Annotated in this window: 13 protein-coding genes; 3 read left to right on the top strand and 10 right to left on the bottom strand. The window is 64.8% G+C overall.

Going from position 1 to position 17,054, the window contains the following annotated elements; all coding sequences use genetic code 11:
* Positions 1-137: 137 nt before the first annotated feature.
* The gene (locus NGM28_RS09940) at positions 138-1,811 is read right to left on the bottom strand and encodes an aryl-sulfate sulfotransferase (RefSeq protein WP_252089973.1); all 1,674 of its coding nucleotides are present in this window, start codon (positions 1,809-1,811) and stop codon (positions 138-140) included.
* Positions 1,812-1,828: 17 nt separating this feature from the next.
* Positions 1,829-4,183: a TonB-dependent receptor gene (locus NGM28_RS09935; protein WP_252089972.1), complete on the bottom strand. Its 2,355-nt coding sequence runs from the start codon at positions 4,181-4,183 to the stop codon at positions 1,829-1,831.
* Between the two features lie 172 nt (positions 4,184-4,355).
* Between NGM28_RS09935 and NGM28_RS09930 the strand changes: the two genes are divergently transcribed.
* Positions 4,356-5,270 (top strand): LysR family transcriptional regulator, encoded by a 915-nt coding sequence (locus tag NGM28_RS09930; protein ID WP_240064048.1) that lies wholly within the window; start codon positions 4,356-4,358, stop codon positions 5,268-5,270.
* A gap of 65 nt (positions 5,271-5,335) precedes the next feature.
* Here the strand turns inward: NGM28_RS09930 and NGM28_RS09925 are convergent, their stop codons facing one another.
* Together NGM28_RS09925 and NGM28_RS09920 are read right to left on the bottom strand one after the other, a co-directional pair.
* Positions 5,336-6,241: a TauD/TfdA dioxygenase family protein gene (locus NGM28_RS09925; RefSeq protein ID WP_252089970.1), complete on the bottom strand. Its 906-nt coding sequence runs from the start codon at positions 6,239-6,241 to the stop codon at positions 5,336-5,338.
* A gap of 36 nt (positions 6,242-6,277) precedes the next feature.
* On the bottom strand, positions 6,278-7,318 hold the full coding sequence (locus NGM28_RS09920; RefSeq protein WP_240064050.1) for an ABC transporter substrate-binding protein: 1,041 nt from the start codon (positions 7,316-7,318) through the stop codon (positions 6,278-6,280).
* Positions 7,319-7,616: 298 nt separating this feature from the next.
* Here NGM28_RS09920 and NGM28_RS09915 point away from each other — a divergent pair, with 298 nt between their 5' ends.
* Positions 7,617-9,200, top strand: a complete 1,584-nt coding sequence (locus NGM28_RS09915; RefSeq protein ID WP_252089968.1) for an ABC transporter permease — start codon at positions 7,617-7,619, stop codon at positions 9,198-9,200.
* Positions 9,197-10,060: an ABC transporter ATP-binding protein gene (locus tag NGM28_RS09910; protein ID WP_240064052.1), complete on the top strand. Its 864-nt coding sequence runs from the start codon at positions 9,197-9,199 to the stop codon at positions 10,058-10,060. The genes NGM28_RS09915 and NGM28_RS09910 overlap by 4 nt, the downstream gene beginning before the upstream one ends.
* Positions 10,061-10,337: 277 nt before the next feature.
* On the opposite strand, the gene NGM28_RS09905 is transcribed toward NGM28_RS09910, so the two are convergent.
* The 6 genes from NGM28_RS09905 to NGM28_RS09880 all read right to left on the bottom strand — a co-directional run bounded on the left by NGM28_RS09905 (position 10,338) and on the right by NGM28_RS09880 (position 16,897).
* Positions 10,338-12,866 (bottom strand): dermonecrotic toxin domain-containing protein, encoded by a 2,529-nt coding sequence (locus NGM28_RS09905; protein ID WP_252089967.1) that lies wholly within the window; start codon positions 12,864-12,866, stop codon positions 10,338-10,340.
* Between the two features lie 82 nt (positions 12,867-12,948).
* Positions 12,949-13,224, bottom strand: a complete 276-nt coding sequence (locus NGM28_RS09900; protein WP_240064054.1) for a DUF971 domain-containing protein — start codon at positions 13,222-13,224, stop codon at positions 12,949-12,951.
* Positions 13,221-14,096 carry a HEAT repeat domain-containing protein gene (locus tag NGM28_RS09895; RefSeq protein ID WP_252089965.1) on the bottom strand — a complete coding sequence of 292 codons (876 nt, stop codon included), beginning with the start codon at positions 14,094-14,096 and terminating at the stop codon, positions 13,221-13,223. Before NGM28_RS09895 ends, NGM28_RS09900 begins: the two co-directional genes overlap by 4 nt.
* Positions 14,097-14,118: 22 nt before the next feature.
* Positions 14,119-14,364: a 4Fe-4S dicluster domain-containing protein gene (locus NGM28_RS09890; RefSeq protein WP_011531611.1), complete on the bottom strand. Its 246-nt coding sequence runs from the start codon at positions 14,362-14,364 to the stop codon at positions 14,119-14,121.
* 62 nt (positions 14,365-14,426) lie between these two features.
* Positions 14,427-16,151 carry a fumarate reductase/succinate dehydrogenase flavoprotein subunit gene (locus NGM28_RS09885; RefSeq protein WP_252089963.1) on the bottom strand — a complete coding sequence of 575 codons (1,725 nt, stop codon included), beginning with the start codon at positions 16,149-16,151 and terminating at the stop codon, positions 14,427-14,429.
* Complete coding sequence (locus NGM28_RS09880; RefSeq protein WP_240064057.1) at positions 16,148-16,897, bottom strand: GntR family transcriptional regulator; 750 nt, start codon at positions 16,895-16,897, stop codon at positions 16,148-16,150. Before NGM28_RS09880 ends, NGM28_RS09885 begins: the two co-directional genes overlap by 4 nt.
* Positions 16,898-17,054 lie beyond the last annotated feature (157 nt).

Raw genomic sequence — 17,054 nt, 5'->3', positions numbered from 1 at the left:
ACCCTGTCTGAAATTCGCGTCGCCCCATTCGCGGGCAAACCCGCTCCTACAGGGTCGGCGGTGAACCTGTAGGAGCGGGTTTACCCGCGAAGAGGCCGGTACAGGTTAGCCGATAACCTGTTGGAGGGAGGATTGAGTCAGAACGCCTTGTCGAGGTCGATCACCAGCGCGCGGTAACCCACGCTGCCCGGCTGGCGACTGTGCACTTTCAGCTCCACCGCCACCTCCTGGGTGCCGCGACGCACTTCATTGAGTACGGTGGTCGTCAGCTTCTCCGGCGTCAGGAAGTTCACCGAGGCCGAATAGATGAACTGGGTATCGGTATCCGCCCGGTACGCCACCACCGAGGTGATCGGGCTGTACCACTCGTCCCCGCGCTCCTTGCCGTACTGCCACACCTGTTCGACCGTGCCCTTGGCCTCGTCGATCCGGTATTCCACCGCCCGGCTGTAGTTGCCGGCCAGCTTCGTCGGCCCGAAGTCCCGACCCCAGCCATTGTCGAACACGTTCAGCGTGCCACGCCCGGTCAGCCAGGCAGTGTGTTGGGTCCAGGACCACTCGAAGCCCTCGCCCACCGGTTTGAGCACTTTGTCCTGCAAACGTGCCGGCCAGCCTTGCGGCGCGGCGAGGATCCACTTCACCTGCTTGTCGCGGCCGATCTTCACCACGCCCTGATGGCGTGCTGAAACGATGATGCTGTCGTCATCGGCGTCGTAGTCGATGGCATTGACGTGGGCCCAGTTGCGCCCGGTGCCGACGCCGGGGGTATCGCCGAACGGCAGGTCGCCTTCGGCCAGCTCGTTGGCCAGGCGGTCGTCTTGTTTCTGCACGCCCTCTGGCAGCTGGATCGCCACCTTGCCGAGGGTCTCCAGCAGTTCGCCGCGATACGGATCGAGGATCTGGTTCAGGTCCCAGAAGTCCAGCACGTCACCCGCTTCGTTGACCTCGATGATGTGGTCGCGGATGGAGCGCACGCGCTTGCCGTCAGGGCGGCGGTAGTCGCTGGTGCCCACCCGCAGCAGGTAGGTGCCATTCACCGTCTCGCGGATCTCGTGGGAGAAGTCGGCGAACTTGTCCGGCAGGCTGCGTTGCCACACCTGCCGGCCCAGCAGGTCGTACTTGGAGTACGTCTGGCCCTGGCCCCAGATCAGCTTGCCGTCGCGGGTCTGGTGGAAGCCCATGGTGCCGCCCAGGCCGTCGCGACGGTTGGAGTCGTGGATCTGTTCGATATCCAGGTACCAGCGCACATCGCCCTTGCTGTCGGCGATCCAATTGTTGCCCACCGAATCCCACTCGGCGGCGCCACCCAGGCCATTCCACTTGAAGGCACGCCCACCGGGGATCTCGGCCAGCAGGTGGTTGAACAGGTACAGGCGTTTTTCGAAGCCAGGGGCGACCTTGATCGGCTCCACCTCGGGCAACGCCGCGGTCTGTTTCGCCACCACCGGCAGGCGTACGGCCGGGGCATAGATCTCATAGCGCTGGCGGATGCGCTCGCCGTCGAGCTTGTAGCTGACCTCGACCTGGTTGACGTGGTCCGGATACAGGCCGAACACCGGGATGCCGCCGTAGGTCCACAGCGAACGGTCGGAGACGTCGTAGGTGATGTCGACTCCACGCTCGCCCCGGCCCAGCACCCGCACATGGGCACTGCCGATGGCGCGACCTCCGTCGCGGATGATCGCGGTCAGCGGCGCCAGGCGGTAAGGGTTGACCACCACGTCGCCCAGCAGGGCTTCGTCGCGATCAGGTACCTTGGCGGTGAGGCAGGCACCTTCGGGCAGTTCATGCGGTTGAGTCTTGGCATTCATGGCAAAGCTCCTTGTGCTCAGAAGTCGTAACGGGCGGTGGCGCCCACGGTGCGCGGCGTACCCAGCACGCCGGCATAGCCGCCGTTGGCGGAGTTCCACAGGCTGGTGAAATAGGTCTTGTCGCCAGCGTTCTTCACCCATAGCGACAGGTCGAGCACGCCGTCGCCCTGGTCCAGGCGCACGCCGGTGGAGAGGTTGACGATGCCGTAGCTGGGGATCTGGCCGTAGTCGGAGTCGTCGATGGTGCCCACCGCCTTGGAGCGGAAGGCGTAGCTGGCAGTGACGTAGGGCTCGATGCGCTCAGCCAGCTGCCACTTGTACTGGCCGTTGAGGTTGGCGATGTACTTGGAGGCGCCAACTACCTGATGGCCGGACAGGTCGCAGGTGGCTGCGGGGTTGGCCAGGCTCACCTCGGGCGGGCACGGCGCGTCCTTGTAGTCGGTGTAGCGCACATCGTTCCATGAACCGTTGAAGTTCACCGTAAGACCACGGATCGGCAGGGCCGTGGCCTCGAACTCCAGGCCACGCGAACGCACGCTGCCGGCGTTGGCCAGGTACTGCACGCGGTTGGCCTCGTCGTAGACGTTGGCCTGGTAGCCATGCACTTCGGTCCAGAACAGGTTGGTGTTGAGCTGCAGGCGGTTGTCGAACAGGGTGCTCTTGAGCCCGAGTTCGGCGTTGTTGGCGCGCTCGGTACCCACCAGCAGCGAATCGGTGCCCAGCCGCGGCGCGGCGCCGACGGTCAGGTTGACGCCCCCGGACTTCTCGCCGTGGGACAGGCTGGCATAGCCCAGCAGGTCGTCAGTGAAGCGGTAGCTCAGGCTGAGCAGGCCGGACGGGGCGAAGCTGTACTGGTTGAGGTTGCCCGAATCATAGGCGCCCACCCGGCCCTGCCGGGCCGTAGCCGCGGCACCGGCCACCGCCGCACCACCGTAGGGCGCATCGCGGGTAACCCAGGCACTCTTCTCTTCGTAGGTACCGCGTACCCCGGCGGTGAAGTCCAGGCGTTCGGTCAGGTGCCAGGTGCCCTGGGCGAACAGCGCATAGCTGTCGGTGTCGATGTGGCCATTGCCGATGGTATTCACATTCGCCAGGGCACCGGCCGGGGTCAGGTTCCAGATATCGGCCTGCGGCCCGTAGTAAGTAAACGATTTGTTGTCCAGGTCCTGCTTGAAGTAGTACGCGCCCAGCACGTAGTCGAAGAAGCCGCCGGTGGGCGATGCCAGGCGAATCTCCTGCGAGTACTGCTTGTCCCGCACCGACACCCCGGCGCTGTAGAACACCGGCACATTGAGACCGTCGTCGTTGCGCGGGGTGAAGTCCCACCAGCGGTAGGCGCTGATGGAGGTGAGGGTGAAATCGTTGGGCAGCGTCCAGTTGGCCTCTATCGACGTGCCACCCTGGAATACCTTGACCATCTGGTCGGCGTCGAAATTGACCTTGCGGTCCTTGCCCGACACCAGGGTCGCCCCGGCCTGGGCGGCCAGGCTTTCGTAGCGGTTCACGCCATTGAGGGTCGGGCCGGTGCTGTAGAGGCTGAGGATGCCGTTGTCGGAGTTCTCTTCGTTGTACTCGCCGATCCAGCGCAGGTTGAACGTCTCGCTGGGCTTGAACAGCAACTGCGTGCGAAAGCCCTGGCGCTTGCCGCCGTTGAGGTCATGGCCATCGTGGATGTTCTTCACATAGCCGTCGTCTTCGGTGTGATAGGCGCTAATGCGCCCGGCCAGGGTGTCGCTAAGCGGGCCGGAGAAGCTGCCCTGGGTCTGCCAGTAGCCATCTTCGCCCAGGGAGGACTGCACGCTGCCCTCCTGGTGGAAAGTCGGTTTGCGCGTGGTGATGTTCAGCACCCCGGCGGTGGTGTTCTTGCCGAACAGCGTGCCCTGCGGGCCGCGCAGCACTTCCAGCTGCTCGACATCGAGCAGGTCGAACACCGCCATGCCGGGGCGGCCGAGATAGACGTTGTCCAGGTACACACCGACGCTGCCCTCCAGGCCATCGCTGGCCGGGTTGTTGCCCAGGCCACGGATGGAAATGCTCGACTGGCGGGCATGCACGTAGGACACGTTGGTGCTCGGCACCAGTTGCTGCAGGTCTTGCACCCGATAGATGCGTTGGGTTTCCAGGGTTTCGCTGCTCAGCACGCTGATCGGCGTGGGCACGCTCTGGGCGGTTTCCTCACGGCGCCGGGCATTGACGGTGACCGTACCGAGCTTGGCTTCCTGCTCGACGGCAGGCGCTGGAGTGGGTTCTTCGGCAAAAGTGGTGTCGGCGGCGGCCAGCAACACGCCAGCTGCCAGGGGCTGCAAGGCAAATAACGATACGCGCGCGGGCCAACGGGAAAGTCGGGACATGCAAATGCTCCTTGAAGGCATGGGCCCTGGCGAGCATTTCCGTTGGCGGAACCGAATCGCGGTCAAACGGGCTTATATTCTTTTAAGAGATATAAATATTTGTAATTCATATTTTGTGGAATAAGTAAGTCCCTTTATAAGGTTCCCAACCCTTCCCAGCAATTGCATTCCACCGAAAGTTTCCATGTAGAAAATGCATATCGACCTGCGCCAGCTCCGCCACTTCATCGCCCTTGTCGAGCACCGCAGCTTCGTGGCCGCGGCGGCTGCGGTGAACCTTTCGCAATCGGCCTTCAGCCGCAGCATCCAGACGCTGGAACACAACGTCGGCTGCCGCCTGGTCGACCGCGCCAGCAAGGAGTTGGCGCCTACTCGCCAAGGGCTGCTGGTGCTGGAGCATGCGCGGCGGCTGGTGCATGGGGCGCACAACCTGGCCAACGAGATCAACCAGTTCAATGGCGCCACCACCGGCGTGGTGCGCTTCGGCTCTGGGCCGGCGCCAGCCGGTGGGCTGGTGCCTCGCGCGGTAGCGCGGTTCGTTGCCGAGTACCCGGCGGCGCGCACGTGCTTCCAGGTGGACAACTGGCAGGCGCTGAACCGGCGATTGATTGCCGAGGAAATCGAATTCTTCGTGGCCGACACTCGCCAGTTCGAGGCCGACCCGGACTATCAAGTGCTCAAGCTCAAGCCACAGCGCTGGCACTTCTGCTGCCGCGCCGGGCACCCGTTGACCGAGCAGGCCGAAGTACAGGCGCGGGACCTGTTCGAATACCCATTGGCCACCACGTTTCGCCCGCCGAACATCCGCAAGATCCTCAGCGACCTGAGCGGTCGGCAGGACTTTCTGCCCAGCGTGGAATGCGAACACGGCTATGCCCTGCTCAATGTGGTGTTGCACTCGGACACCATCGGCATCGCTTGCAGCGCGAACCTGCGGCCGTATCAGGGGGAGCGGGGGTTGGTGGCGCTAGAGTTGGCGGACTTGGCGCCGGAGCAGGAAGAGGCGTTCTACACGCGATATGGCGTGGTGAGCCGGGTGGGGTATGGGTTGTCGGCGTTGGCGCAGGGGTTGGTCAGGCAGTTGGTGGCCTGTGATACCGAGTTGTGACGGGTTCGCCGGCAAGCCGGCTCCTACGGGATGGTCGTAGGAGCCGGCTTGCCGGCGAACCTAGGTCAGCCTTTGCGCGTGGTCCGGCTCACTTGCCCATCCACTCCCACCGGCACCTCTCCAGCCAGCGTCACCCGCCGCACGATGCGCGGCTGGGTGCCGTAGTCATCCACCGCGTAATGCTGCGTCGCGCGGTTGTCCCAGATCGCCACGTCCCCCGCCTGCCAGCGCCAGCGCACGGTGTTCTCCAGGCGTGTCACGTGCCCTTGCAGCAGCGCGAACAGGTGCTGCGAGTCGGCCAGCGAATAGCCCTTGATGCGTTTGACGAAGTGCCCCAGCTGCAATACCCGCTCGCCGCTGATCGGGTGCACCCGCACCACCGGGTGCTCGGTCTCGTACACCGTCGAGGTGAACACCTTGCGGTAGCGCTCGAGCTTGGCCGGGTCGACGTCCGGCTTGACGCTGGCGTAGTCGTACTCGTTGCTGTGCACCGCCCATAAGGTGTCGGCCAATGCTCGCAACGGCTCGGGCAGTTCCTGGTAGGCAGCGGCGGTGTTGGCCCACACCGTGTCGCCACCCGATGCCGGAGCGACCACGCTGCGCAGGATCGAGGCCTTGGGATAGGCGTCGACGAAGGTCACGTCGGTGTGCCAGGAGTTGGCCCGCTGGCCCTCGGCACCGTCGAGCTGGAGCAGATAACTCGTGCCGTCGACCACGGGTACGGTGGGGTGGGCGATGGGCTCGCCGAGCAACTGGGCGAAGGCCTCCTGGCCTTGGTCATCCAGGTGGTCCTGGGCGCGGAAGAAAATCACCTTGTGCTGCACCAGCGCGGCCTGGATAGCCTCGATGGTGGCGGGGTCCAGGTCGGCGGACAGCTTGATGCCTCGGATTTCAGCGCCAATACGCCCGGCAACGGGCTGGATGTCGAGTTCGAGTGTTTGCGGCGCGGTGGCCAGTGCAGCGTTGCTCATGGTCGTGCTCCTCACGGTTTTTTGTCGGGTTCGGGTTCAGCGGGCAGCCTGGGTGGCCTGGTCCTGTTGCAGGGCAGCGTCGAGGAAGCGCGGCTCGATCCAGTCGGCAACCTGGAAGCCACGGCGGATCAGGCGCTCCCTGGCGGCCAGGTCCACGCCCTGTTGCAGCAGACTGACGAATTCGGCGTCCAGGCGTGGGTCGAAGTAACGGGCGAGGTTTTCCTGGGCCAGGTCGTCGCGCAGGATCGCCCGTGGCCAGTTGGCCTGGGTCGACACCAGGTCCACGTAGGCGTCTCGGTTCTGTTCGTTCTGCAACCACCTCACCGCTTGCTGCTGGGCGGTGACCAGGCGCTGCACCAGGTCGGGGTGCTGGCGGATGAACTCGCCGGTGCCGATCAGCACGGACTGGGTACCACCGGCACCCTTGAGGTCGCGGGAATTGACTGGCAGCTCGACCAGGCCGCGCTCACGCAACGACAGCAGGTTGGAAAGCCCCCAGGTGGCGTCGACCTGCTTGGCGGCCAGGGCGGCGTTGGCAGCATTGAAGTCCAGGTTGATCACCTTCAGCTCACGTTCGGACAACCCCTGGCTGGCCAGGGCGCTGGCGAACGACAGCTGGTTGGCGGTACCGCGGAATACCGCCACACGCTTGCCCTTCAGATCCTGCAAGCTGTGGATGCCCGAGCCAGGCACCACGCCCAGGTAACTCTTCACCCCACGCACTCCGGCAGACAGCACGCGGGTGTCCAGGCCATTGGCCTTGCCGATGATTGCCGCCAGGTCACCCAGGTAGGCGAAGTCCGCCTGGCCGTTGGCCAAGGCTTCATTGACCACGGGCCCCGCCCCCTTGAAGAAGTGCCAGTCGATGCGAATGCCGTCCTTGGCAAACTCCTTCTCCAGCAGTTGCTGGTCGCGCAGTACATCGACCACGCCGCCGGCGCTGGGCTTGCTACCGGCACTCAGGTCCGGGACGGCAATGCGGATGGACTCGGGCTGGGCGGCATGAGCCGCCATTGGCAAGGCACTGAGCAGGCCGGCCAGCAAGGGAGTGAGCAGGTGGCGGAATGGGGTTTTCATGGCGAGGCTCCTGGGCAGGCTGCCACCGGCGATGGCCGGCGCTTTGGCCAGAAGCTAGGCAGGTCGGGTTAGAACCTACAAAGATCAAAACTTCATTTTTTAGTAACCAGAAGACATAAACCAGACGTCATGCGGGCCGGCGGATGGCTTGCAGTGCGCGCATGGAAAATATGAGGAAAACGCAATGGCTTGGGGCTTTCGCATGCAACGGGCGCATGCTCTTATCCCTTGAATATCGTTTGTGAGAATTTTTAATTCCATAAACGTATAAACAAGGAATGGTTTGAGAGGTGCCTTGATGAGCGAAGTCTTAAGCGTGAGCCTGCGCCGCTTATGGGGGCCGCTGCGCGGCCCTTTCGCGGCTCACGGCCGCTCCTACGTACCGTGGGTCGTGCCGTTGGCGGTGGCGGCATTGTGGATTATCGCCAGCCATGACCACTGGATGAGCGAGCAAATCCTGCCCGCGCCGTCGCTGATCTGGCAAAGCGCCCTGGAATTCGGCTCCGGAGAGCTCTGGGGGCATCTGTGGATAAGTTTGCAACGGCTGATCTGGGGGCTGCTGGCGGGGATCGGCAGCGGGTTGCTGCTGGGGACCTGGCTGGGCGCGTCGCAGCGAGCGCAGACGCTGGTGCTGCCGACTTTCATTGCCCTGGCGCAGATCCCGACCCTGGCCTGGATCCCGCTGTTCATGCTGTTCTTCGGCATCGGCGAACTGCTCAAGCTGGTGGTGCTGGTCAAGGCCGTGGTGGTGCCGGTCACCCTGCACACCCTGGTCGGCGTGCGCGACGCCCAGCCCAAGCTGCGCGAAGCCGCCGCCACCCTGCGCCTGCCCGTCCACCTGGTGTTCCTGCGCCTGCTGCTGCCGGCCGCCCTGCCGGCGTTCCTCGCCGGGGTTCGCCTGGCCCTGGCGACCGGCTGGACGTCTCTGCTGGCAGTAGAACTGCTGGCCTCCAGCGAAGGCATCGGCTACCTGATGGTCTGGGGCCGACAGCTGTTCATGCTCGACCTGGTGTTCCTCTGCATCCTGGTGATCGGCCTGGTCGGCGCGTTGATGGATCGCGGTTTCTCGCGGCTGGAACGCAGCCTGCTGTTCTGGCCTCAACCGGCCACGGGTGAGCAGGCGCGTGGCACCGTCACGAACAACTGGCAGAGCCTGTTGCTGCCTGCCGCGGTGTTGATGGTGTGGCAGGCGGCCAACAGCTTCGGTTGGGTCGATGCGAACATCCTCAGCTCACCGCTGGACGTACTGCGCAGCCTGTATGCCGGGCTGCTGGATGGTTCACTACCCGAGGCCCTGCGCCTGAGCCTGCAACGCACCCTGGCCGGGTTGCTGCTCGGCGGCGGCGCGGGCTTCACCCTGGGTTTGTTGCTGGGCCTGTCGCAAAACACCGAGCGCCTGCTCGGCCCCAGCCTGTCGGCGTTGCGCCAGGTGGCGCTGTTCGCCTGGGTACCGTTGCTCACCGCCTGGTTCGGCCTGGGCGAAGGCGCCAAGCTGGTGTTCGTCGGGCTGGCGGCGTTCTTCCCGCTGCTGATCGCCACCCAGCGAGGTATCGCCAGCCTCTCGCCGCAACTCGGCGAAGCGGCGCAAGCCTTGCGCCTGAGCCTGCCCCACCGCCTGCGCCTGCTGGTGCTGCCCGGCGCCGCCCCGGCCATCTTCGCCGGCCTGCGCCTGGCGCTGATCTACGCCTGGCTCGGCACCATCGGCGCCGAGTACTTCATGCCTTCGGACGGCGGCATCGCCAGCCTGATGATCGGCGCCCAGCAGTTGTTCCGCATGGACCAGGTGATGGCCGCCATGGTCCTGATCGGCCTGGTCGGCGCCCTGTTCGGCCACCTCGGCCAACGCCTCGAATCGCGCGCCACGCGCTGGAGATCCGCATGAACGCCTTCATAGCCCCGGCCCTGCACGCGGCCAACCAACCCGATGCCACCCCACCGCTGGTCAGTTTCGAGGGCGTCGGCAAGACCTTCAGCGTCGACGGCCAGGCCTTCGAGGCCATCCGCGACTTCAACCTGGCAATCGACGAAGGTGAATTCATCGCCATCGTCGGTGCGTCCGGGTGCGGCAAGTCCACCCTGCTGCGCCTGCTGGTGGGGTTGGACAACGACTTCAGCGGCAGCATCCGGGTCGACGGCCAGCCGGTCACCGGCATCGGTGGCGAGCGGGGCATCGTGTTCCAGGAGCACCGCCTGTTCCCCTGGCTGACCGTCGAGCAGAACATCGCCCTGGGCCTGGTCAATGAACACCTCACCCAAGGTGAGCGCGCCCGGCGCGTGCATGAATACGTGCAGCTGGTGGGGCTGGTGGGTTTCGAGTCGGCCTACCCGCACCAGTTGTCCGGCGGCATGGCGCAGCGCGTAGCCATCGCCCGTGGCTTGGTGGCCAGCCCGCGGATCCTGTTGCTGGATGAGCCGTTCGGTGCGCTCGACGCATTGACCCGCCAGCAACTGCAGGACGAACTGCTGGCCATTCGCGAACGCTCGGGCATCACCACGCTGCTGGTGACCCATGACGCCGAAGAGGCTACCTATCTTGCGGACCGGGTGGTGGTGCTGGAGCCGCGCCCCGGGCGGATCAAGGCCGTGGTGCCAATCGACCTGCCGCACCCACGCCGGCGTACCGGCGTGGCGCTGCATGGGTTGCGGGAGAACGTCCTGCACCAGATCACCGGTGGCCAGGCCTATGTCAAGCCAGCGCCCTTGCGGGTGGAGGGGCTGCGGCCAGAACTCATCGCGCTTTGAGGGCAGTCCTTTCGAGGTGTTCGACGCAAGAGTTGCAGTGCCTATCCGATTGAGCGGCGCCCACGCGGCGCATCGCGGATGAATCCGCTCCTACAACTGCTGCACCTGACAGGCCATGGTGTCCGCCTTTCGTTTGGCTTTACCGCCGCACGTTGCAACAAACGTAGGAGCGGATTCACCCGCGATGCGCCGCATGGGCGGCGCTCGATCTGAAGAACGCTGCAAGGCCATAGCCCTGTCCGCCGACAAAGACCTTGAAAGGGACAGATTTCAAGGGTCAGCGCCACTGCGCAGCCGGGAAAAATCGCTCGACCCACGGGGCATACCCCACCTGTTCGGCATAGGCCATGCGTTCGAATGGCTGGCCGCTGCGCAGGTCGAACGCCGGCACCCCGACAGGTCGTGGCACCTCGCGAAGCCTGACCTTGAGGAACCGGTAGTGCTCGCCCCGCACATCGCTGATGTCATCGATCAGGAACGTGCGGCCCGGGGTAAACAACACTTCCGCTTCCTGCCAGTTCAGCGACAACGGCGCCACCGGTTTCCCGCTGAGCTGCTCGTTGCCGACCAGCTCGTAGAGCACCGTGTTTTCGTCGAAGTGCTCCGTGACTTGCGCAAGCGGAAGATCGACAGCCTCCTTGGGCAGCATGAAACGGCGCGGGATATAGGGGCTTTCGGTAAACGACGTGAGGTCGGTCGAAACCAGCACGTCACCCGCCTTGATCGCGCCTTCACGGTACCGTGCGCCCAACGAGACACGCTCCCCCCTTCCCCCGCGCCAGAGCAACGAGGCCTGGCTACCCGGCAGTTGCTCCAGCGAGTCAGCCAGCTTGCCGATGAAATCGTTCAGCGCCTCATTGGAAAAACCTTGCAGGCGGGTGCGATCGCCCCTGAACAGGTCGTTCACCTTGGCCATGTGGCTGCTGTACTCCATGGCCAGGTCGTTATGCAGCGCGCCCTCCTGCCTGAAGGTGTAGAACCGCGTGCCAGCCGAATCGACATAGTGGTGCCCGTAGGCGTCGGCGGGGGCCATGTGCCCCAGGTATTCCGGCAGGCCTGCGTTCTCCAGCCAGCGGGTCTGGCGATCGAGCAATGCCATTGAAAGCCGCTGCCCAAGCACTTTGTCAGGCTCCATGTAGGTGTCCCAGAACTGCGTGGTCAGCGCATCCGGGTCACCGTCCGGCGCGTACAGCCGCCAGCTGCCGTCCAGCCCCCGACGAACCAGCAGGCTTTCACGGATTTCAAGATCGTCCAGATCCCTCAACACCATCCAGCTGGACCAGGTGCTGTTGTAGTGGACGGGTAGTACCGACTCGCCCAGCTGGATCCAGCCGCGCCCTTGCCCATCGATGCTGACCCCCTGCAGCAGCCCGGCTGGTTGGGTGGGCTCATCCACAATGAGATTGCTGTCCAGATCATCGAGCACTTGCCGGATCCGTCGCGCCTCCCTTGCAGGTTGCATGAGCGCCGCTGCGACCCCGGCGAAGTGAGGCGGCTCACGGTACTTCAGGGCCCGGAGGCCAAGGCCTGTCTCGATGATGGCGAAGACGATGACCAGCGCGTCCGCGATCGACTCGAGTATCGCCTGGCTGCGCTCGCGGTCGCTGCGTGCCCAGACCGCCGCTTCGACATCCAGCGTCATTCGGGCAGCCCCCGCGCCGAGCATGACCAATCCGAGAGGCCAGGCCATCAGCGAGAAGCTGCCAAAGACATGGATGAAGGCGCCCAGGTAACCGCGCCAAAGCTGCTTGCGCAGGTCGGCATTGCTGACCAGGTTGTGCAGGGCCAGGCCAAGGTCGGCCTTGGCCCACAGCATCAGGGTGTCGAACAGGTCCGGCAGGTGAAGCGCCTGGCCCTCGCCAAATGGCCACAGCGGCCGTGCATGGGAGCCGCTGCGTCCGCGCACGGCCGACAGCGCCGCTTCTCGTGTGTCCATCGGCGCCCCTGGGTCCACCCGGTACAACGCGTCCAGCCATGCCTGCGCATCGTTGGCCTGTACGCGCCTGGCTACCCAGCGGAGCATTTCGTCCTGACTGGAAAATGCCTGCAGGGGGGCATCCAGCGAAGGGGTGTAGAGCACCACCCGTCCCGACGTGTGGCGCAGGGTGACCAGGTGACCATTCCCTACCAGGAAATGGCGCACGACCATCTGCGGCCCCTGCCCGGAGAAGGACAGCGCGGCCAACGTCAAGGGCTGCCCGGCATCAAGGCCGAGCCAGCCCCACAGGTTCTGCTTGTCGACCGAAGCCAGCAGGCCGTTCGCCAGCCCCTGGTTGATCGCGGCCAGAAAACAGGCGCGGGCCAGGATCGGGAAGTCCAGCCCCTCTTCACCCCAGAAACGTTCCTCCCGGGCCCTGACTTCGGCAGCGAAATCCAACTTCCAGAGGTAGTCCATCACCGTGCTCGGCAGCAAGGCCACCTCGTTACCCGCACCGTACTCACCAGCGCCAGGCCCCTGAATGTAGAACCCGCTGTACATCCCCAGGGTGTCGGGCGCGGCCTGGAAGCCGCCATCGAACCGATGGATCAACAGTTCGGTAAAGCGCATCGAATGCCGGGGCGGGCCGGAATGGCGCCAGCCGGTGGTGGTGGCGGCATTGACCGCACGATCGAACACATGCCACCAGACCTTGTCGGGGTCCAGGGGCTTGCCCGTGTGTTCAAGCAGGTAGTCGGCGGCATGTTGATGCGCCAGCCGGTAAGGGTCGGGCCAGGCCGCGAGATAGGCGCGGGCCTTGTCCATCAAGGCCCGCGCTTCGCCAAGTGAAGCCAGGCTGCGGGCGAAATGGTCGAGGTCGAGGGGCATGCTGAGGATCCTTGGTCAGGTGGAAATCCTCGATTCAGCCTCGCCTCGTGCAGCCTCAGGTGCTAAGGCGATACCACCCGTTTCAACCCAGGCCGCGCAAGTAGCTCCAAGGGTAAATGCCACGATCATGCCCGTCGCTGAACACCAGTTGCAGGCCGTAGCCTTGAGGTACGACACGCACCACCCGAACGTCCTGCGCAACCAACGCGATAGTCCCTTGCAACCGTGCCGCCCGGCACCGCGAGCACGGACAGGCGCCGCGCAGGCGAATATGGCCGAGCACCTGCGGCCCTTCCGGCCATTGCACTTGCAGTTGGCCTTCCCCCCGCAGATTGCGCACCGCGCTCGGCACGCTCATCGGCCCAGGCCCTGCAACTGCGCCAGTGCGATACGCACCGCCTTGCGCACCTCCGGGTCAGCGTCGGCCTGCGCCACTTGCAACGCTGGCAAGGCCTGCGCCAGCCCGAGTTCGCCAAGGGCCAGGGCAGCCTCCTTGCGCAGGTTGGCGATGGCATGCCCCAACAGGCCAGCCAAGGGTTCCAACGCCGCGCCGTGGCGCAACCGCCCGAGCGCGCGCGCCGCACGCAGGCGCACCTGCCAATAATCGTCCGCCAGGGCCTCGACCAGGGCCAAGCCTGCATCGGCTTGGCCCACCTTGCCCAATGTGGTGGCGGCCTCCTCACGCACCTGCCACGCAGGATCAGCCAGCGCGCTGATCAAACCCGGCAGCACACTGGCATCGCGAGCCAGGCCCAAGGCACCGATGGCCGCACGACGCACGTCGGTATCCGGCTCCTCGACGGCGAGTCGCGCCAGGTCGGGCAAAGCGGCAACATGTTTGAGCCACCCGAGGATGCCCACGGCCTCACGACGCACGCCGGCATCCGGATCGCGCAGCGCCAGCAATGCAGGCGCTGCAGCCTCCTCCAGACGCAGCTCGCGCAGGGCACGCAAGGCACTGGCGCGCACGAAGGCATCGGCGTGGGTGGCCCATGGCAGTATCAGCTGGCCAACCTCCAGGCTCTTGAGTTCGGCCAGGCTCTGCGCGGCCTCGGCGCGGACCTCCTCGGCCGGGTCGGCCAGCACCGCATCGGTCAGCCATGGCAATCCGTCCGGTTCTTCCAGGTCGGCCAGGGCGATCAAGGCGATGCGCCGTACGCCGGCATCGGCATCGGCCAGGCGTGGCAGCAAAGCCAGGATATCGGGGTTGTCGCTGTGTCGTTCAGTCATGGGGCGATCCTTGGCGCAGGCGTCAGCGCAACAGGTAGGGAATGTCGACCTTCACCGCACCGGTCGGGCAATCCTTTTCGCAGGGCATGCAGTACCAGCATTCGTCGAAAGCCATGTAGGCCTTCTGGGTGGCCGGGTTGATCGCCAGCAGGTCCATGGGGCAGACCTCGACGCAGACCGTGCAGCCTTTTTCGGCGATGCACTTGTCTTCGTCGATGGTGACCGGAGCGCTGCTGCGAAAGAAGATGTCTTGGGGTTGGTAGGCCATATCACAAATCCTCGGGGCCTGAGGCCCTCTTGATCGAAGGTGTCCACATTCCCTGTAGGCGCCTAGGCGGCGTCGGTTTTTACCCGTAAGCGGTCGTAGGCGCTCTGTTCCTGGACATCCAACGGAATCAGGTACGGCTCCACCGGCTGCTTGAAGCTGATCATCTCGCCGTCATCGCCCTTCTTCAGGTGGCAATGACAGAACCATTCGCCATCATTGCGCTCGGGGAAATCGACCCGATGGTGATAAAGCCCCCAACGGCTCTCTTCCCGGAACAACGACGCCCGCGCCGCCATCTCGGCGCAGTCGCGGATCACCGCGACCTCCATCGCCCGCATCAGTTCGTGGGGGTTGTTGGCTTTCATTTGCGCCAGGTCACGCCCGATCTCGGCGAAGCGCGTCAGGCCGATCTGCATCTTCTTCGTCACCTTCGGCGGCTGCAGGTAGTCGTTGACCATGCGCCGCAGCTTGTACTCGACCTGCGCCGGAGGCAGCCCATGCTCACGGTGCAGCGGCGCAAACACCCGTGCTTGCTCGCGCTCGACCTGCCCGGCATCGACCTCGGCGAAATCGCGCCCGACCACGTACCGCGCCGCGTTCACCCCAGCGAACCAGCCATAGGTGAAGGCCCCGAGCATGTAGTTGTGCGGCACCGCCGCCATGTCGCCTGCGGCGTACAAACCCTTCACGCTGGTCTCGGCCTTTTCGTTGACCCACACCCCCGAGGCCGAATGCCCGGAACAGAAGCCGATCTCCGAGATGTGCATCTCCACCATATGCTGGCGGTAGTCGGTGCCGCGCCCGGCGTGGAACTGGCCACGGCTGGGGCGCTCGTTGCCGTGCAGGATCTCTTCGATGTTCTGGATGGTTTCCTCGGCCAGGTGGTCAAGCTTGAGGAACACCGGGCCATTGCCGCCTTCGAGCTCCTGGTGGAACTCCCACATCATCTGCCCGCTCCAGTAGTCGCACTCGATGAAGCGCTCGCCCTTGCCGTTGGCGGTATAGCCACCGAGCGGGCCGGTGACGTAGGCGCAGGCCGGGCCGTTGTAGTCCTTGATCAACGGGTTGATCTGGAAGCACTCCAGGTTGGCCAGCTCCGCGCCGGCATGGTAGGCCATGGCGTAACCGTCACCGGCATTGGTGGGGTTCTCGTAGGTGCCCATCAGGTAGCCCGAGGCCGGCAGGCCCAGGCGCCCTGCCGCGCCACAGGCGAGGATCACCGCTTTGGCGCGGATTACCCGGAACTCACCGGTACGGCAGTCGAAACCGAGCACGCCAGCCGCGGCACCCTGGTTATCGAGCAGCACGCGGGTGCAGACCATGCGGTTGCTGATCTCGACCCGCGCGCGCTTGAGCTGGCGGTAGAGCACCTTCTTGATGTCGTGCCCTTCGGGCATCGGCAATACGTAGGCACCCATGTGGTGCACCTTCTTCACCGCGTAGTCGCCGGTCTCGTCCTTCTCGAATTTCACCCCCCAGCGGTCGAGCTGCTCGATGGTCTCGAAACTCCGGGTGGCGTAGGCATGCACAGTGGCCTGGTTGACGATGCCGTCATTGGCGACGGTGATTTCCTTGGTGTACTGCTCGGGCGTGGCGTGGCCGGGAACGATGGCGTTGTTCAGGCCATCCATGCCCATGCTGATGGCGCCGCTGCGCTTGACGTTGGCCTTTTCCAGCACCAGCACCCGCAGTTGCTTGTCCTGCTCCTTGGCCTTGATCGCGGCCATGGGCCCGGCGGTGCCGCCGCCGATGACGACGATGTCGTAGTCCTGGGTTTGCATGCTCATGCCTTGGGTCCCCTCTGGCGGTCGATGCGCAGGCGATACTGGAACGCGTCGCCACGGTAGTAGAGGTGCTCGAAATCCAGGGGCGTGCCGTCGGCAGCATGGGTCAGGCGCTCGATACGCATGATCGGCGAGCCCTCCTCCACCTCCAGCGCCTGAGTGAGGTCGCTGTCGGCGAGCACCGCGTCGATGGCCAGGTCCGCGTGGCCGAGGGCGATGCCGCAGTCGTTCTCCAGCAGCAGGAAGATGTCGCGGGTGACCAGGTCGGCCTTTTCCAGCTTTTCGCCGACGTTCTTCGGCAACCAAGTCAGTTCCAGCGACACCGGCTCGCGGTTGATCAGGCGCACGCGGCGGATCTCGGTAACCAGCGCGCCCTCCTCGACCTGCAAGCGCGCCGCCACCTGTGCACTGGCCGGTACATGGCGGAAGCTGCGCAGGCGGTTGAGCACTTCGTAGCCCATCTGCGTCATCGACTCGCCCAGCCCCTGCAGGGTGCTTACGTTCTGGAACGCCTTGGGCTTTGCGACGAAGGTACCCTTGCCATGGATCTTGAAGATCAACCCTTCCTTCTGCAGGTCGCCCAGCGCCTGGCGCACGGTGATGCGGCTGACGTCGAAGGCCTTGCCTAGTTCGTTTTCCGAGGGCATGCGGCTGTGGGGTGGATAGGTGCCGTCGAGAATGCGTTCGCGCAGCAGTTCCTTGAGCTGGGTGTAGAGCGGTACGGGTGAGAGAGGGAGCAGTTCGGCCATGGTTGTCTTCGCTGTTGGCTGACTTGTTATAACAAGTTGTAACCAGAAGATAGCGGTCATAAGACCGCGAGAGGAAATATCGATATTGCATATGAATAGACATTTTTGCCGACCGTGCCGGCCATTTCCCTGTAGGAGCGGCTTCAGCCGCTATGCG

Source organism: Pseudomonas sp. MWU13-3659 (genome assembly GCF_023757525.1).
GTDB lineage: Bacteria > Pseudomonadota > Gammaproteobacteria > Pseudomonadales > Pseudomonadaceae > Aquipseudomonas > Aquipseudomonas entomophila_E.
This window is presented reverse-complemented; position numbering and strand designations above follow the sequence as displayed.